The sequence below is a fragment of the Kitasatospora indigofera genome, from assembly GCF_014655955.1.
Lineage (GTDB): Bacteria > Actinomycetota > Actinomycetes > Streptomycetales > Streptomycetaceae > Kitasatospora > Kitasatospora indigofera.
On record NZ_BNBO01000084.1, the window covers coordinates 14279 to 29236 of the forward strand.

The window sequence follows — 14958 nt, forward strand, 5'->3', positions numbered from 1 at the left end:
GGTGCTGTTCGGTCCTGGTGCTGTTCGGTCCTACTGCTGTTGCTCGTCCTTGATGAGGTCGAAGTCCTGCAGGAGTACGCCGACTTCGGTGGCTTCGAGGCGGTTCAGGAGCCGGTTGCGGACGAAGGCGGGACCGGGGAGGTCGAGCGGGGCGCCGTCCCGCAGGTGGCTGACGGCGGCCAGCAGGGTGCGGATGTCGTAGGTGGAGTTGAAGACTTCCGGGACGCCGCGTTCGACGCCCAGGAGTTGGTAGGCGGCCTCCATGCCGGTGCGCACCGAGTACTCGGTGGTGAAGATGCAGTCACGGCCGGTCTCGGCGAACTGGCCGATGAAGGCGAAGTTCACCGCGCCCTCGGGTACGACGGCGGGCCGGTCGCCGGCGTGGCGGGGGGCGAAGAAGGCGGTGATGTAGGGCATCATCACGGGCACGCACCGGGCCGCCTCGGCCGCGAGTTCGGGGATGTCCGCCTCGGGGACGCCGAGGTGGTGGAGCCACTCCTGGGTGATCTCCTCGCCGGTGCACTCCTGCATGGGCTTGTGCACGTGGTCGCCGGGCTTGTCGACGAACAGCCCGTACAGCCACACGACGATCTGGTCGGCCGGCTGGGCCTTGAAGTGCGGCTGGCGGTTGACGGTCCAGCTGAGCAGCCAGGCGGAGTCGCGGGCGGTGACGATGCCGCCGGTGACCACCCCGCCGCTGAACGGGTCCCGCTTGGCGATCTTCTGGATGTAGCGGGGGATGCGTGCGTCCAGGGTGGTGACGGTGGCGGACTCCCACTTGGAGGCGGGGATGTTGCCGCAGAACACCTCGGGGTGCCCGAAGGCGGGGTCCTTGGCGGCGATGGTGCGCCACAGGTCCCAGGCCGGCGCGGGGCCCTGGTCCAGGCGGGCGGGGGTGTGGTGGTCGCCTTCGTCGGAGTTCTCGGTGAGCGAGCCGATGGTGGTGAACACCAGGTCGTCCTCGCCCAGGTCCGCGTGCCCCGGTCGCCCGTGGTCGAGCCAGTGGATGCGGGTGGCCTGCTTGCGCGTGGGGGCCAGGTCGAAGTCGATGTCGGTGACCTCGGTGTCGAAGCGGAAGACCACGCCCTGGTCGATGAGCCAGCGGGTCAGCGGCAGGACCATCGACTCGTACTGGTTGTACCTGGTGAACTTCAGCGCGGACAGGTCCGGCAGGCCGCCGACGTGGTGGATGAAGCGGTGCAGGTAGAGCTTCATCTCCAGGGCGCTGTGCCACTGCTCGAACGCGAACATGGTGCGCCAGTACAGCCAGAAGTTGCCGGCCAGGAATTCGGGTCCGAAGACCTCGTCGATCCGCTTGCCCTCCAGCTCCTCGCGGGTGGCCAGGAAGACCTTGACGATGTCCTTCTGGGCGCGGTCGCCGAGCGCGAACAGGCCGTTCGTCCCGGCGTCGCGGCCCCGGTCCTCGGTGACGCGCTGCAGGGACCGGTTGGGGTCGTCCTTGTCGAGCCAGTAGAACTCGTCCAGCACCGACGCCCCCTCGACCTCCAGCGACGGTACGGAGCGGAACAGGTCCCACAGGCACTCCATGTGGTCCTCCAGCTCGCGCCCCCCGCGGATCACGAAGCCCTTCTTCGGCTCCTTGATGCCGTCCAGGGCCCCGCCGGGCAGCTTGAGACGCTCCAGGATCGTGATCCGCTCGCCGGGGACCTGGGCGTCGCGCACCAGGAACGCCGCCCCGGCCAGCGAGGCCAGCCCGGCACCGACGAACCAGGCGATCGCACGGTCGGAGCGTTCGGGCTTGCGGGGCCGGGCGAACGCCTCGTAGTTGCCGCTGCTGTAGTACACGCGCACTCCCTCGGGGACGGTCCGGTTGCTCTCGGGGCGGGGCCGACGCTGCGCCGTTCCTCCCGCGCCCCTGCCTTCTCCTCACCGGATCGCCCGACGAGGTTTCACCGGCTCACCGATGCTCGGGGTGGTCGAAGTCGAGGCGGCGGCCCGCGTCCCGCGCCGGGCATGCCCGGCGCGGGACGCGACGCCGGGCCTCGGGTGCGGCAACGTCGATCCCCATGCACTGAATGTAGCGGATCATCCACTTTTGTCCCTTTCCGCGCCCGGGCGCTCGTGGACCGCCGGACACCTGCGGTCGCAGCTCCCGTCGGAGCCGGCCGCACACCCTCGCGATTCCGGCCGGGCCGCCCTCGCACGAGCGCGCCTACGCTTCGTGGTCGCCTTCGCCGCGGTGCTATCAATGACACATGGTCGAACAGCCCGACCGAGTCCGGACCGTGCCGAAGCGGTCGCCGGCGGCGAAGAATCCTCTCGGGAAGACTCCTCGGAGCGTTGCCGGCCAGGTCTTCGTGCTGCAGGTCGTGGTCGTGGTGCTGCTCGTCCTCGGGGCGATCCTGGCGCTGGTCCTGGAGTCGCGGCACGCCAGCGACGCGGAGGCCCGCAATCGTTCGGTCGCCGTCGCGGAGACGTTCGCGCACTCCCCCGGCCTGCTCGATGCGCTGAAGTCCCCCTCGCCGACGGCGGTGCTCCAGCCCTTGACGGAGGAGACGCGCCAGCAGGCCGGCGTGGACTTCATCGTGGTCATGGACACCCACGGGATCAGGTACACGCACCCCTTGCCCGACCGGATCGGCAAGCAGTTCGTCGGAACGATCGGCCCCTCGCTCGCCGGCCAGGTCTACACCGAGAGCGTGCACGGCCCGCTCGGCCACGAGGTCCAGGCGGTCGTGCCCGTGAAGGCCCCCGACGGGTCGGTCGTGGGCCTGGTGTCGGCGGGGCTCAAGGTCAAGAACGTCGCCTCGGCCGGCAACCGGCAGCTGCCCGTCATTCTCGGCACGGGCGCAGCCGCACTCGCGGTGGCCACGACCGGGACCGCCCTGGTCGCCAGGCGGCTCAAGCGCCAGACGCGCGGCCTCGGTCCGGCCGAGATGACCCGCATGTACGAGCACCACAACGCCGTCCTGCACGCCGTGCGGGAGGGCGTGGTCATCGTCGGGCAGGACAAGCGGCTGCTCCTCGCGAACGACGAGGCGAGGGAGCTGCTCGGGCTCCCGGCCGACGCGGAGGGCCGGCACCTGGAGGAGCTGCGGGGCCTCGACCCGGACACCGAGGAGCTGCTGCTCTCGGGCCGGGTGGCCACGGACGAGGTGCACCGGGCCACCGGCAGGTTGCTCGTGGTGAACCAGCGGCCGACCGACCGGCACGGCGGTTCGATGGGGACGGTCGCGACGATCCGTGACTCCACGGAACTCCTCGCGCTGGCCGGCAAGGCCGAGGTGGCCGGCAACCGCCTCGCCCTGCTCTACGAGGCCGGGATCGGCATCGGTACGTCGCTCGACGTCGTGCGCACGGCCGAGGAGCTGGCCGGGCTCGCCGTCCCCGGCTTCGCGGACTTCGTCACCGTCGACCTCGCCGACCCCGTGCTGCACGGCGACGAGCCGACCGGCACCAGGCTGGACCTGCGCCGGGTCGCCGTCAGCGGGATCCAGCAGGACCACCCCTTCTACCCGCGCGGCAAGCTGATCGACTTCGTCCCCTCCACCCCGCAGGCCCAGGGCTTCGGCAGCGGCCGGTCGCAGGTGGTGCCCGACCTGTCGGTCGCCCACGGCTGGCAGGCCCAGGACCCGGAATGGACGCGGCGGATCGTCGACCACGGCGTCCACTCGCTCCTCACCATTCCGGTGGCGGCGCGCGGCATCATCCTGGGTGTCGCCAACTTCTGGCGCTCGCAGAAACCCGGGCCGTTCGACGACGGGGACCGCTCGCTGGGCGAGGAACTGGTCGCACGGGCCGCGGTCAGCATCGACAACGCCCGCCGCTACACCCGCGAGCACGCGATGGCCGTGACCCTGCAGCGCAGCCTGCTGCCGCGGGCCCTGCCGGAGCAGAGCGCCCTCGACGTCGCGCACCGCTACCTGCCCGCACAGTCCGGAGTCAGCGGTGACTGGTTCGACGTGATACCGCTGCCCGGCAGTCGGGTCGCCCTCGTCGTGGGCGACGTGGTCGGTCACGGACTGCACGCCGCGGCCACCATGGGTCGCCTGCGCACCGCCGTGCACAACTTCTCCACCCTCGACCTCCCGCCGGACGAGCTGCTCGGTCACCTGGACGAGCTGGTGAACCGCATCGACCAGGAGGAGAGCGACAGCGGCACCGGGACCGGTGTCACCGGGGCCACGTGCCTGTACGCGATCTACGACCCGATCTCCCAGCTCTGCACCATCGCGACGGCGGGACACCCGGTGCCGGCGCTGGTCGGGCCCGACGGCGTCGTCGTCTTCCCCGAGCTCCCTGTCGGCCCACCGCTGGGGGTGGGCGGCATGCCCTTCGAGACGACGCAGGTGCACCTGGCCGAAGGCACCCAGATCGTCCTCTACACGGACGGCCTGATCGAGGAGCGCACCCGCGACTTCGACATCGGCATGGAGTTGTTGCGCGAGGCGCTCTCCCACCGCGACCGGCAGCCCGAGGAGAACTGCCGGGCCGTACTCGCCGCCCTGCTGCCCGACCGTCCGCAGGACGACGTCGCCCTGCTGATCGCGAAGACCCGGGTGCTCGACGCCGACCGGATCGCCGAGCGCGAGGTGCCGTCCGATCCGGCCGCCGTCGCCGACGTGCGTACGTGGATCACCGCGACGCTGGACCGGTGGGGCCTGGCCGACCTGACCTTCGCCACCGAACTGGTTCTCAGCGAACTGGTCACCAACGCCATCCGCTACGGCTCCCCGCCGGTGCGGGTGCGGCTGCTGCGCGACCGCAGCCTGATCTGCGAGGTCGCCGACGGCAGCAGCACCTCCCCGCACCTGAAGTACGCGGCGACGACGGACGAGGGCGGCCGCGGGCTCTTCCTGGTGGCCCAGCTCACCGAGCACTGGGGCACCAGGTACACCTCGCAGGGCAAGATCATCTGGGCGGAGCAGCCGCTCCCCGCCGCTGCCGACGCCCGAACATGACGTGGAGCAGTCTTCGGCCACCACCCCGCGATGTTCGGCACGGCCGAGCACCGCCAGCAGGTCGTGGTCGAGTACGACCTGTCCACCGACATCGTCGACATCCACCTCAAGGACCAGGTGGACCGCCCGGTCGGCTCCACTGCGGGGCCGCCGGCCGCCGGATCGGGCACAACCGCCCGATCCGGCGGTCGCCGGTTCCGGCGCGCGAGAACCTGGCCGATCCGCAGCCCGGTCCCGAAAGCGTCCGGCGCACGGCGTGCGCACACGGACCGACCGTCGCCGGCCGGCGGGGCAGGGACGTCGTCCCATGCGTCCGCATCGAGGTCGCTGCTCGTGACAGGGCCCGGCCGCTCGGTCAGCGCAGGGACCGGGCCGGACGGCGGCACCGGCCTCACGGGAACGAGGCCACTCCGCACCGCACCATCGAGCCCCCTCGCGCGACCGCGTCGTCCCCAGCGCCAGACGGACGGGAACCGCGTTCTGCCGACTCCCGGAACCCGGCCCGGAGGGCTCCGGGAACGGCGTCTCGGAGTGGTCCACCATGGCCCGCCACCCGCCCGCAGGCCCGGGAGGAGCCCACGCACCGGGGTGGACGACGCCGCGGACGGCCACCGCCCGACCCGCCCCCGTGCCCCCACCGAACCCCGACCGATCGCCGCGGTCCCCGACCCGAGGCGGTGGGGACGCGAGCCTGAGTCCCGCCGCGACCCGTACGGAGCCGCACCGCCCGGACCAGCAGCGACGCCGCCTCGGTGAGGTGCCTGCCGACGGGGGAATCACAAGGACGTCGCCACGTCATCAGGCGGGTCGCCGGCGTGACGGGCGGGTCAGCGCCGAGACCCGGCTCCGGGGGCCTGCGGGACGGCATCGAGCACCGCCCCGGCGACCACGTCGAGGGCGGCCGGCCGGCCCGCCGGGGGCCTGCCGGCCGCCGGGGTGCCCTCGTCCACGGTCCAGTCGTGCGGCCGTGGGGAGGCGGGAGCATCATGGGCACCAGGGAAACGGAGGAGGTCCGGGCGATGGACATCTCGTTGGTCACCGATCGGCTCGTCATTCGGGACTGGTCCGTCGACGATGCCGAGGACGCCCTGGCGATCTACGGTTCGCCGGATGTCGCGCGTTGGCTCACTCCGGCGATGGAGCGCGTCGGTGACGTGGCGGCGATGCGCTCAGTGTTGCATGCGTGGCAGGAGGCGCAGCCGAATCTGCCGGCACCTCGGGGACGGTGGGCCGTGCAGCGCCGGGACGACGGCGCGGTCGTCGGTGGTCTCGGCATCCGGCTGCTGCCACCGTACGAGGACGACCTGGAGATGAGCTGGCAGGTGGCCCCCGAGGCCTGGGGGCAGGGCTATGCCACCGAGGGCGGCCGCGCACTCATCGCCTGGGCCTTCACGCAGGACGCCGAGGAACTCTTCGCGGTCGCGCGGCCGAACAACGTCCGCGCCATCGCCATGACGAGGCGGCTCGGCATGGAGTGGGTCGGCGAGACCACCAAGTACTACGGACTCAGCCTCCAGGTCTACCGCATCCGCCCCGCTGACCTGGCCGGCTGACCAGCACCTGCCGGATCCGCCACGAACACACCTGAAGGAACCCCGCCCGTCGAGGTGCTGTGCGGTGGGCCGGTCGCTGAGCCCGCCGACCCGGCCCCGCCCGGTGTCGATGTACTCACCCTCCGGGACGCACCGCCCCCGGGTGGCGTGCGTGCGAGGTGGATACCCCGAACCGGTGCAGGTGTCCACCCGGGCCACAGGCCGCGGCGGCGCAATGCGGTTCCTGCGCGGCGCGGCGACAGACCGACCCACGGCCCGACCCGGGCACGCCGTGCGAGAGCGTGCGCGGGAACGGGCTCCACCGGGCGGGGTGCGGGTGCGGCCTGCCCGGCGGAGTCCGGCCGCTACCGCGTCAGCAGCTTCTCCAGGACGTCCGCGCCCTTGGACGCGCCGCCCGACCCGCGCACGATCCGGCTCAGGGCCGCCGCCCGGGGGCGGCAGGACCGGACGTCCTCGACGGCGTCGCGCAGGCCCTGCACGGTCGGCTCGGCGAGCGTCCTGCCGACCCGCAGCTCCTCCGCCCGCCGGGCGATCGCCCCCTGTTCCGGGATCTGCGGCACCGCCACGAAGGGCACCCCGTGGTGGAGCGACTCCATCACCGAGTTCATCCCGGCGTGGCTCAGGAACACCTCGGCGTGTCGCAGCACCGCCACCTGCGGCACGTGCGCGTGCACTTCGACGTTGGCCGGGATCGGGCCCAGCGACTCCTGGTCCAGCCCGCCCACCGCCATGACGACCTGCCAGTCGGTGTCCCCGAACGCCTCGATGCAGGTCCGGTAGAACTCGGGCCGGTCGTTGAAGACGGTCCCCAGCGATATCAGCAGCACCGGGGCCCGTGACCGGGGGCTCCACTCCTCGGCGGTCTGCCGGCTGCTCAGCGACGGCCCGACGAAGTGGAAGCGCTCGTCGAAGGTGTCCCCCGCCATCTGGAACTCGCGGGGGATGAACACCAGGCTCGTCGGGGCCACGTGGCCGAACATCAGGTTCGGGTCATCGAGGAAGGTGTGGCCCTGCGCGAACTTCCCCATGTCCTGGATCGCGGCCACCAGCCGGGGGTTGGTGTGGTCGAAGTCGGCCGGTAGGTACACCTGCGCCGCCGAGAAGGACTCGTTCTCCGCGAAGGTCGGCACCAGGGAGACCTCCGGCACCTCCAGCAGGTTCGCCAGCATCCTCCCGGTGAAGGTCACCGAGTCGTAGCAGACCGCGTCCGGCGGGTCGGCCGAGAAGTGCTCGGCCAGGACGGGGAAGGCGGCACGCGCGTCGTCGAGGTAGTACTCCATCGTCGCGGCGAGCTGCTCCGCCGTGAACCCGCCCCTCGCCGCCATGCCGGGCGGCAGCTGCGAGGGCAGGGTCACCGGCGATGCGCCGGCCGCGACGGCGGCGTCCATGGTGGCCGGTCCCGTGGCGTAGCTGACCCGGTGACCGCGCCGGACCAGCTCTTCGACCAGCGGCAGGGTCGGGTTCACGTGCCCGGAGGCGGGCGCGCTCACGAAGGCGAAATGGGCCATCAGCCCTCCTCCAGGATGACCGGCAGGGTCTTGTGTCCGTTGGTGAAGAAGGAACCCAGCGGCTCCAGTTCGGACGACGGGACGGCCAGCCGCAGCCCGGGGAACCGGGAGAACAGCGCGGACAGCGCCGTCGTCGCCTCCAACTTCGCCAGGGGGGTGCCGAGGCAGTAGTGCACGCCGTGCCCGAAGGTGAGGTGGTCGGCCCGCGACGGCCGGGTGACGGAGAACTCCTCCGCGTCGGCCCCGTGCTGCGCCGGGTCACGGCCGGCGGCGCCGTAGGACAGCAGGATCGCCTCGCCCTTGCGGATCTGCACGCCGTCCGCGGAGATGTCCTCCACGGCGTACCGCAGCGGCAGGTTAGGCACCGGCGCCTGCCAGCGCAGGGTCTCGTCCACCACGTCCTCCCAGGTGCTGGTCCCGGACCGGACCAGGGCGAGCTGGGACGGGTGCGTGGCCAGCGCGTGGACGGCGTGGTCGAGCAGGTTGACCGTCGTCTCGAAGCCGGCGGAGATGGTCAGCAGCAGGGTGTCCAGCAGTTCCCGCTCGGACAGCCGGGTGCCGTCCGCCTCCTGCGCGGCGATCAGGTCGCTGGTCATGTCGTCGCCGGGGTCGCGCCGTTTGGCGGCCACGAGTTCCTTGAGCAGCATGTACAGCTCGCCGGAGGCGGCCTGCACGCCCGCCGGGTCCGCGTCGAGGCTGAACACCGCGTCCACCAGCCGCCGCAGGTCCGCGCCCGTCTGCGCGCTCACCCCGAACAGTCCGGTGATGACCTGGATCGGCAGCGGGAAGGCGAACCGTGCGCGCAGGTCGACCGTCTGCCCCGGCGGCACCGCGGCCAGGTCGGCGATCAGGCCGGCCGTGATCTCCTCGACGCGCGGCCGCATCGCCTCGATACGGCGCGGGGTGAACGCCTTGGCCACCAGGCTGCGCAGCCTGGTGTGGTCGGACCCGTAGGCGGTGAACATGTTCTGCATCGCGACCCACATGATCAGCGGCCAGTCCGGCGGGATGTCGCCGTCGCGCCACATGGGCCAGTGCTTGTTCGCGTCCTTGGAGACCTTCGGGTCGAGCAGCAGCTTCTTCGCCAGGTCGTGCCCGGTGACGGCCCAGGCCGACACGCCACCGGGCAGTTCGACGGGCGTGGCCGGGCCGCGCTCGCGCAGGGCGGCGGCCTCGCCGAAGATGTCGCCGCCCGAGGGGTCGATGACATACGCGTCGGCGGGCGGGACCTGCGCGCGCACCGGCGCGGTGAAGGTGGTGGTCGTACGGGGCTTGGGCTGCTCGGTGACCTCCAGCAGGGACGCGGTGAACCGCGAGCCCATGCCGAGGCCGATCGACATGATGGTGTCGCCGGGCTTGAGGGTCTCGTCGTGCAGCAGGTGGTCCATGCCGAGCAGCTGGTCGCACGGCCCGACGTGGCCGAGCTCGCGCAGCATCGGCCAGGTGGTGCGGCCCAGGTCGATGCCGAGCGGCTCCAGTACGACGACCTCCAGTTGGGCCAGGCCCAGACCGGTGACGACGAACCTGGTGATGTCGGCGATGCCGACGCCGGCCTCCTTGGCGGCCTGCTCGACCGCGGTGACCAGTGCCCCGCTCATCAGCGTCAGGTACGGGGCCAGGCCGGTGACCTCGATCGGCGTACGGTTGCGGTGGCCCTTGGGATCCGGGATCGTCGGGGTGGCGAGGACCTCCATCTGGGTCGCGGAGCTGTTGGCGGTCGCGACCAGCCGCGCCCGGCCGCCCTCGCGGTTGAGCACGGCCGCGACCGCGCCGTCGGCCAGGAAGATCCCGATGCTGGGCTGCCAGCGTTCCCAGCGCGGCGGCAGGAACCGGGCGGTGGCCGTGACCAGGGTCGCGGTCGCGGCCGGGTCGGCCACCAGGTGCGCGGCGGCGGACTGCAGCGCGGCCGAGCCGCCGTTGCTGGTCGCCTCGACCTCGTAGACGAGGGCGTGGCCGAGGCCGAGGACGCGCTGCAGGTGGCAGGAGGACGCCATGTGGTCCTGGTGGTCCATCTGCGCGTAGGCGGCCATGGAGATGTCGGCGCCGCTGAGGCCCGACTCGCGCAGGGCTCCGATCGCCGCGTGCACGGCCATCGCGTGCTCGGTGACGTCGTCGGAGCGGGTGAACGACACGAAGTCCGACAGCGCGAGCAGCCGTCGCATGGTCTCGGTGTCCGGCACGGCCTGCGTTGCGGGCGTGCGGGGCGGCAGGTACCGCCCCGTTCCCCCGATGTAGACGTTGTCCCAGATCATGCGTAGTCCCTTCCCCTGAGTGCGGACAACCCGGCCCCGTATCCGCTGAAGTCGAGGAGCCAGGTGCTGATGGCCAGCGCGGTGGCCGCGGAGTGCTCCTCCAGTACGGTGAAGTGGTCGCCCGGGACGGTGAGTTCCTCCTGGGCGGTGGTGGACAGCCGGGGCCACGAGCGCTTCCCGGTGCCGGTGCCCACCAGCAGCACCGGCGCGGTGACGGGCTCCGGGGCGCCGGCCAGGTCGAGGTAACGGCCCATGGCCACCAGCCGGTCGTCGTCGACCGGCTGGACCTGGTGGCCGGCGTCGAGCATGCCGGTGAGCACACCCGGCAGGTCCTCGGGGTAGCCGTCGATGAGCACCACGGCGCTGGGCCGCTCCCCCCGCCGTTCCAGCTCCCTGGCGGTCGCCAGCGCCAGCCACCCGCCCAGCGAACGGCCGACCAGCACCGGCGCGGCGACGGCCGACGCGGCGTCGGCGAGTGCCTGGACCAGGACGTCGGCGTCCGCGGGCAGCGGGTCGCCGGCGAAACCCGGCAGGGTGAGCGCCGTGACGTCGCGGGCGGCCTCCAGCGCCGCGGCGAACCGCCCGTACTCCTCGATGCCGCTGGACGCCAGTGCGGACGGCAGGCAGACCAGCGACGGCTGGAGGAAGCCGGCCGCGAGGGTGACGGTCTCGGCCTTGGGCGCGGCGGTGGCCGGGCTCAGCCGGGAGGCCGTGGCCAGCAGGTCGAGGCCGTCCTGCGGGCGGCCGACGTCGACGGCCTTGCGCAGCAGGCGCTCCATCGGCCCGGCGACCCGGTTCTCCGGCGAGCACAACTGCCCGTAGAGGTGGTTGACGAGTTGTTCGGGCGTCGGGAAGTCGAAGACGAGGGTCGCCGGGAGCTGGAGCCCGGTGGCCGCGTTGAGCCGGTTGCGCAGCTCGATCGCGGTCAGCGAGTCGACGCCGTGGTCGCGGAACAGCTGACCCGGGTCGTCGATCCCGCCGGGGGCCATCCCGAGGATGCTCGCGCTGTGCGTGACGACCAGGTCGAGCAGCAGGGCGCGCTGCTCGGGCTCGGGCAGGGCTTCGAGCCTGGCGCGCAGGTCGGCGGGGCCGGCCGCCGGGGCCGGTGCGCGCCGGGGCCGGGCGAGTGCGCGCAGCAGCGCGGGCGGGGTGCCGACCGCCGCGAGGTCGAGGCGGACCGGCACCAGCGCCGGGCGTTCGCAGGCCAGGGCGGTGTCGAACAGGTCGAGGGCCTGCCCGGTGGCCAGCGGCAGCATCCCGGTCCTCGCCAGCCGGCGCTGGTCGGCCTCGGTCAGGTTCCCGGTGATGCCGCTGGACTCGGCCCACTGGCCCCAGGCCAGGGAGGTGACCGGCAGACCGCGTGCGTGCCGGTGCTCGGCGAGCCCGTCGAGGAACGCGTTCGCGGCGGCGTAGTTGGCCTGCCCCGGCGCGCCGAACACCCCGGAGGCCGAGGAGAACAGCACGAACGCCCGCAGGTCCAGGTGCTCGGTGGCCTCGTGCAGGTGCCACCCGGCGTCGGCCTTCGCGCGCAGCACCGTGTCGATCTGCTCGGGTGTCATCGATCCCACCACGGCGTCGTCGACGACCCCGGCGGCGTGCACGACGACCCGCAGGTCGGGGATCGAGGCGACGAGATCCCTCAGTGCCCCGCGGTCACCGGCGTCGCAGGCGACCACGGTGAGGGCGGCGCCCAGCTCCTGCCGGATCCCGGGCGGTTCGACGCCGCGGCGGCCGGCGAGCACCACGTGCGGGGCGCCGTGCCGCGCGACCAGGTGCCGGGCGAGCAGGACGCCGAGGGTGCCGGTGCCGCCGGTGATCAGCACGGTGCCGTCCAGGGGCGCGCCGTCCAGGAGCCCGGCCGGGGCCGCCGGGGCGGCCCGCACCAGCCTCGGCACGAGGGCGGTTCCGTCGCGCAGCCGGATCTCGGGCTCACCGTCGCTCACGGCGGCGCGCACCGCGGCGGGGATCGCCCGTCGTGAGGCGGCCGTGCCGTCGTGCCGGACGGTCAGGATCCGGCCGGGGTGCTCGCTGTGCGCGCTGCGCAGGAAGCCGCGGGCGGCGGCCGAGGCCAGGTCGTCGCCGGTGAGGACCACGAGCCGGGCCGGCGTGTCGGTGGCCAGGAACTCCCGGACCCTGCCGAGCAGTTCCCGGGTTACCGCGTGGGCGGCCGCGACCGGTTCGCCCTCGCCGGCGACCTCGTGGAGGACCGTCTCGGTGTCCGGGCCGTCCGGTGCCGCCATCGGGGTCCAGTCAACGGCGAACAGCGTGTCCGGCCGGCGCCGGGCCCCGTGGCCCGTCGCTTCGACGGGCCGCAGGACGATCTCGTCGATGCTCACGACCGGCGTCCCGGCGGTGTCGGTGATCCGCACCGCGCAGGTGTCCGGCCCGGTCGGGTGCAGCACCACGCGGACCGTCGCGGCCGACCCGGTGACCGACACACCGGAGAACGAGAAGGGCAGTCGCGCCGGGTTGCCGCCGGCGCCGCCGTCCTCGGCCGCGAGGCCGGCGAGCAGGGTCAGTGGCTGTATAGCTGCGTCCAGGAGCGCGGGGTGGACGCGGTAACCGGTGAGCTGCGCGGGGTCCGCCGGGAAGCTCACCTCGGCGTGCAGGTCCTCGCCGTGCCGCCGGATGCCGGTGAGCCCCTGGAAGGTCGGCCCGTAGTCGTAGCCGGCTTCGGCGAGCCGGTCGTAGAGCGAGTCGATGTCGATCGGTGCGGCCTCGCTGTCGTCCGCCCCGGGCACGGCCGTCCGGCCGGCCCGTGTCTCCCGGTCCGCCGGCGGACCGAGCACGCCGGTCGCGTGGCGGGTCCACTCGTCGGGCTCGGCGGCGGTGCGGGAGTGGACGGTGACGGGCCGGCGCCCGGTGTCGTCGGGCGCGCCGACGGTGACCTGCACGTGCACACCGTCGCGCTCGGACAGCACGAGCGGCGCCTCCAGGACCAGCTCGGACAGTACGGGGCTGGCCGTGTGCTCACCGGCGTGGACGGCCATCTCCACGAACGCCATGGCGGGCAGCAGCGTCGAACCGAGCACGGTGTGCTCGGCCAGCCACGGGTGGACGGACGCGGAGAGCTTCCCGGTCAGCACCACGCCCTGCCCGTCGGGGAGCTTCACCAGGGACCGCAGCAGCGGGTGGTCGGGCGTGTCGGGGCCCTCCGACGGGGTGGTGGGCCGGAGCCAGTAGTGCTGGTGCTGGAAGGCGTACGAGGGCACGCGGCCGACCGGCGTCCCCGCCGTCGTGGTCGCGGGTGGCGTCCAGCGCACGGCGCCGTCCGCCCACAACCGCCCCAGCCCCGCGAACAGCCGCTCCGGAGAATCACCGTCACGCCGCATCAACCCGTTCGCCACCAGCGACGGGTGCGGACCCACCTCCACGAACCCCGTGACACCCTGACCCGTCAGCCACTCCATGGCGTCGGCGAACCGCACCGGCTCCCGCACCTGACGCACCCAGTACCCCGGCTCCCCCAGGTCCACCGGCCGCCCCGCCACCGTGGAGACCACCGGGATCACCGGCTCACCGAACGACAGACCCGCCGCCACCCGGCCCAGTTCCTCCAGCACCGGATCCATCCGCGCCGAATGGAACGCGTGACTGACCTCCAGCCGCCGCACCCGACGACCACGGCCGCGCCACACCTCGGCGACCGCCGTCACGGCCGCCTCGTCGCCCGACACCACCACCGCGTCCACCCCGTTGACCGCCGCCACCTCCACACCCGGCACCAGCGACCCCACCACCTCCTCCACCGACGCCTGGAGCGACACCATCGCCCCACCACCGGGCAACCCCTGCATCAACCGGCCCCGGGTGCTCACCAGGGCGCAGGCGTCCTCCAGCCCCAGCACCCCCGCCGCGTGGGCCGCGGCCACCTCACCGACCGAGTGCCCCACCACGAAGTCCGGCCGAACCCCCAACCACTCCACCAGCCGGAACAACGCCACCTCCAGCGCGAACACCCCGGCCTGCGTGAACCGCGTCTCCCCCAGCACCCCCTCCCCGTCCTCGAACAGCACCTCCACCGGCAACCCCAGCAACCCGCAGACCTCGTCCAACGCCCGCGCGAACACCGGGAACACCTCGTACAGACCCCGACCCATCCCCGCCCACTGACCACCCTGACCGGAGAACACGAACGCCGACTTCCCCGAGTCGCGGGCCTCGCCGGTCACCAGCCCGGGATGCGCCTCCCCGCGTACCAGGGCCGCCAGGGCCTGCGGTCCGGTCACCACGGCCCGGTGGGCGAACCGGGCCCGCGCGGCGAGCGCGGCGCCGATTCCGTCGGCGTCCGCGTCGGGGGCCTTGGCCGCGTACGCCTGCAGCCTGCGGGCCTGGGCCCGGAGCGCCGGCTCGGACTTGGCCGACAGCAGCCACGGCCCGGGCACGAAGGCCACGGGCGCGGGCGCGGCCGGGGAGTCGGACGATGTCTCCTCTGCCGGTTCCGGGGCCGGTGCCTCCAGGATCACGTGCGCGTTCGTACCGCTGATGCCGAACGCCGACACGCCGGCACGGCGGGGACGCCCCGTCTCCGGCCATGGCCGGGCCTCGGCGAGCAGTGAGACACGGCCCACCGACCAGTCGACGTGGGAGGACGGCGCGTCCACATGGAGGCTCCGCGGCAACTGCCCGTGCCGCATCGCCATCACCATCTTGATCACACCGGCCACGCCGGCCGCCGCCTGGGTGTGGCCGATGTTCGACTTCACCGACCCCAGCCACAACG

The 14958-nt window shown here is 73.1% G+C and carries 6 protein-coding genes; 2 read left to right on the forward strand and 4 right to left on the reverse strand.

Annotated features, from left to right (window positions below; translation table 11 throughout):
• Positions 1-30 precede the first annotated feature (30 nt).
• A complete protein-coding gene (locus IE329_RS37745; RefSeq protein WP_190215589.1) occupies positions 31-1806 on the reverse strand; it encodes an oleate hydratase in 1776 nt (591 codons plus the stop codon).
• 410 nt (positions 1807-2216) lie between these two features.
• Between IE329_RS37745 and IE329_RS37750 the strand changes: the two genes are divergently transcribed.
• Together IE329_RS37750 and IE329_RS37755 are read left to right on the forward strand one after the other, a co-directional pair.
• Positions 2217-4922, forward strand: coding sequence for a SpoIIE family protein phosphatase (locus tag IE329_RS37750; RefSeq protein WP_190215590.1), 2706 nt, complete (start codon positions 2217-2219; stop codon positions 4920-4922).
• Positions 4923-5941: 1019 nt separating this feature from the next.
• A complete protein-coding gene (locus IE329_RS37755; protein WP_190215591.1) occupies positions 5942-6475 on the forward strand; it encodes a GNAT family N-acetyltransferase in 534 nt (177 codons plus the stop codon).
• Between the two features lie 344 nt (positions 6476-6819).
• Here IE329_RS37755 and IE329_RS37760 read toward each other — a convergent pair whose 3' ends face one another.
• Genes IE329_RS37760 through IE329_RS37770 form a run of 3 tightly spaced genes read right to left on the reverse strand, consistent with a single transcriptional unit; the run spans position 6820 to position 14941 of the window.
• Positions 6820-7983, reverse strand: a complete 1164-nt coding sequence (locus tag IE329_RS37760; protein WP_229928091.1) for a macrolide family glycosyltransferase — start codon at positions 7981-7983, stop codon at positions 6820-6822.
• Entirely contained in the window at positions 7983-10235 is a 2253-nt protein-coding gene (locus IE329_RS41950) for a cytochrome P450 (RefSeq protein ID WP_190215592.1), read from the reverse strand. Before IE329_RS41950 ends, IE329_RS37760 begins: the two co-directional genes overlap by 1 nt.
• Positions 10232-14941, reverse strand: coding sequence for a type I polyketide synthase (locus IE329_RS37770; RefSeq protein WP_229928092.1), 4710 nt, complete (start codon positions 14939-14941; stop codon positions 10232-10234). The genes IE329_RS41950 and IE329_RS37770 overlap by 4 nt, the downstream gene beginning before the upstream one ends.
• Positions 14942-14958: the final 17 nt, after the last annotated feature.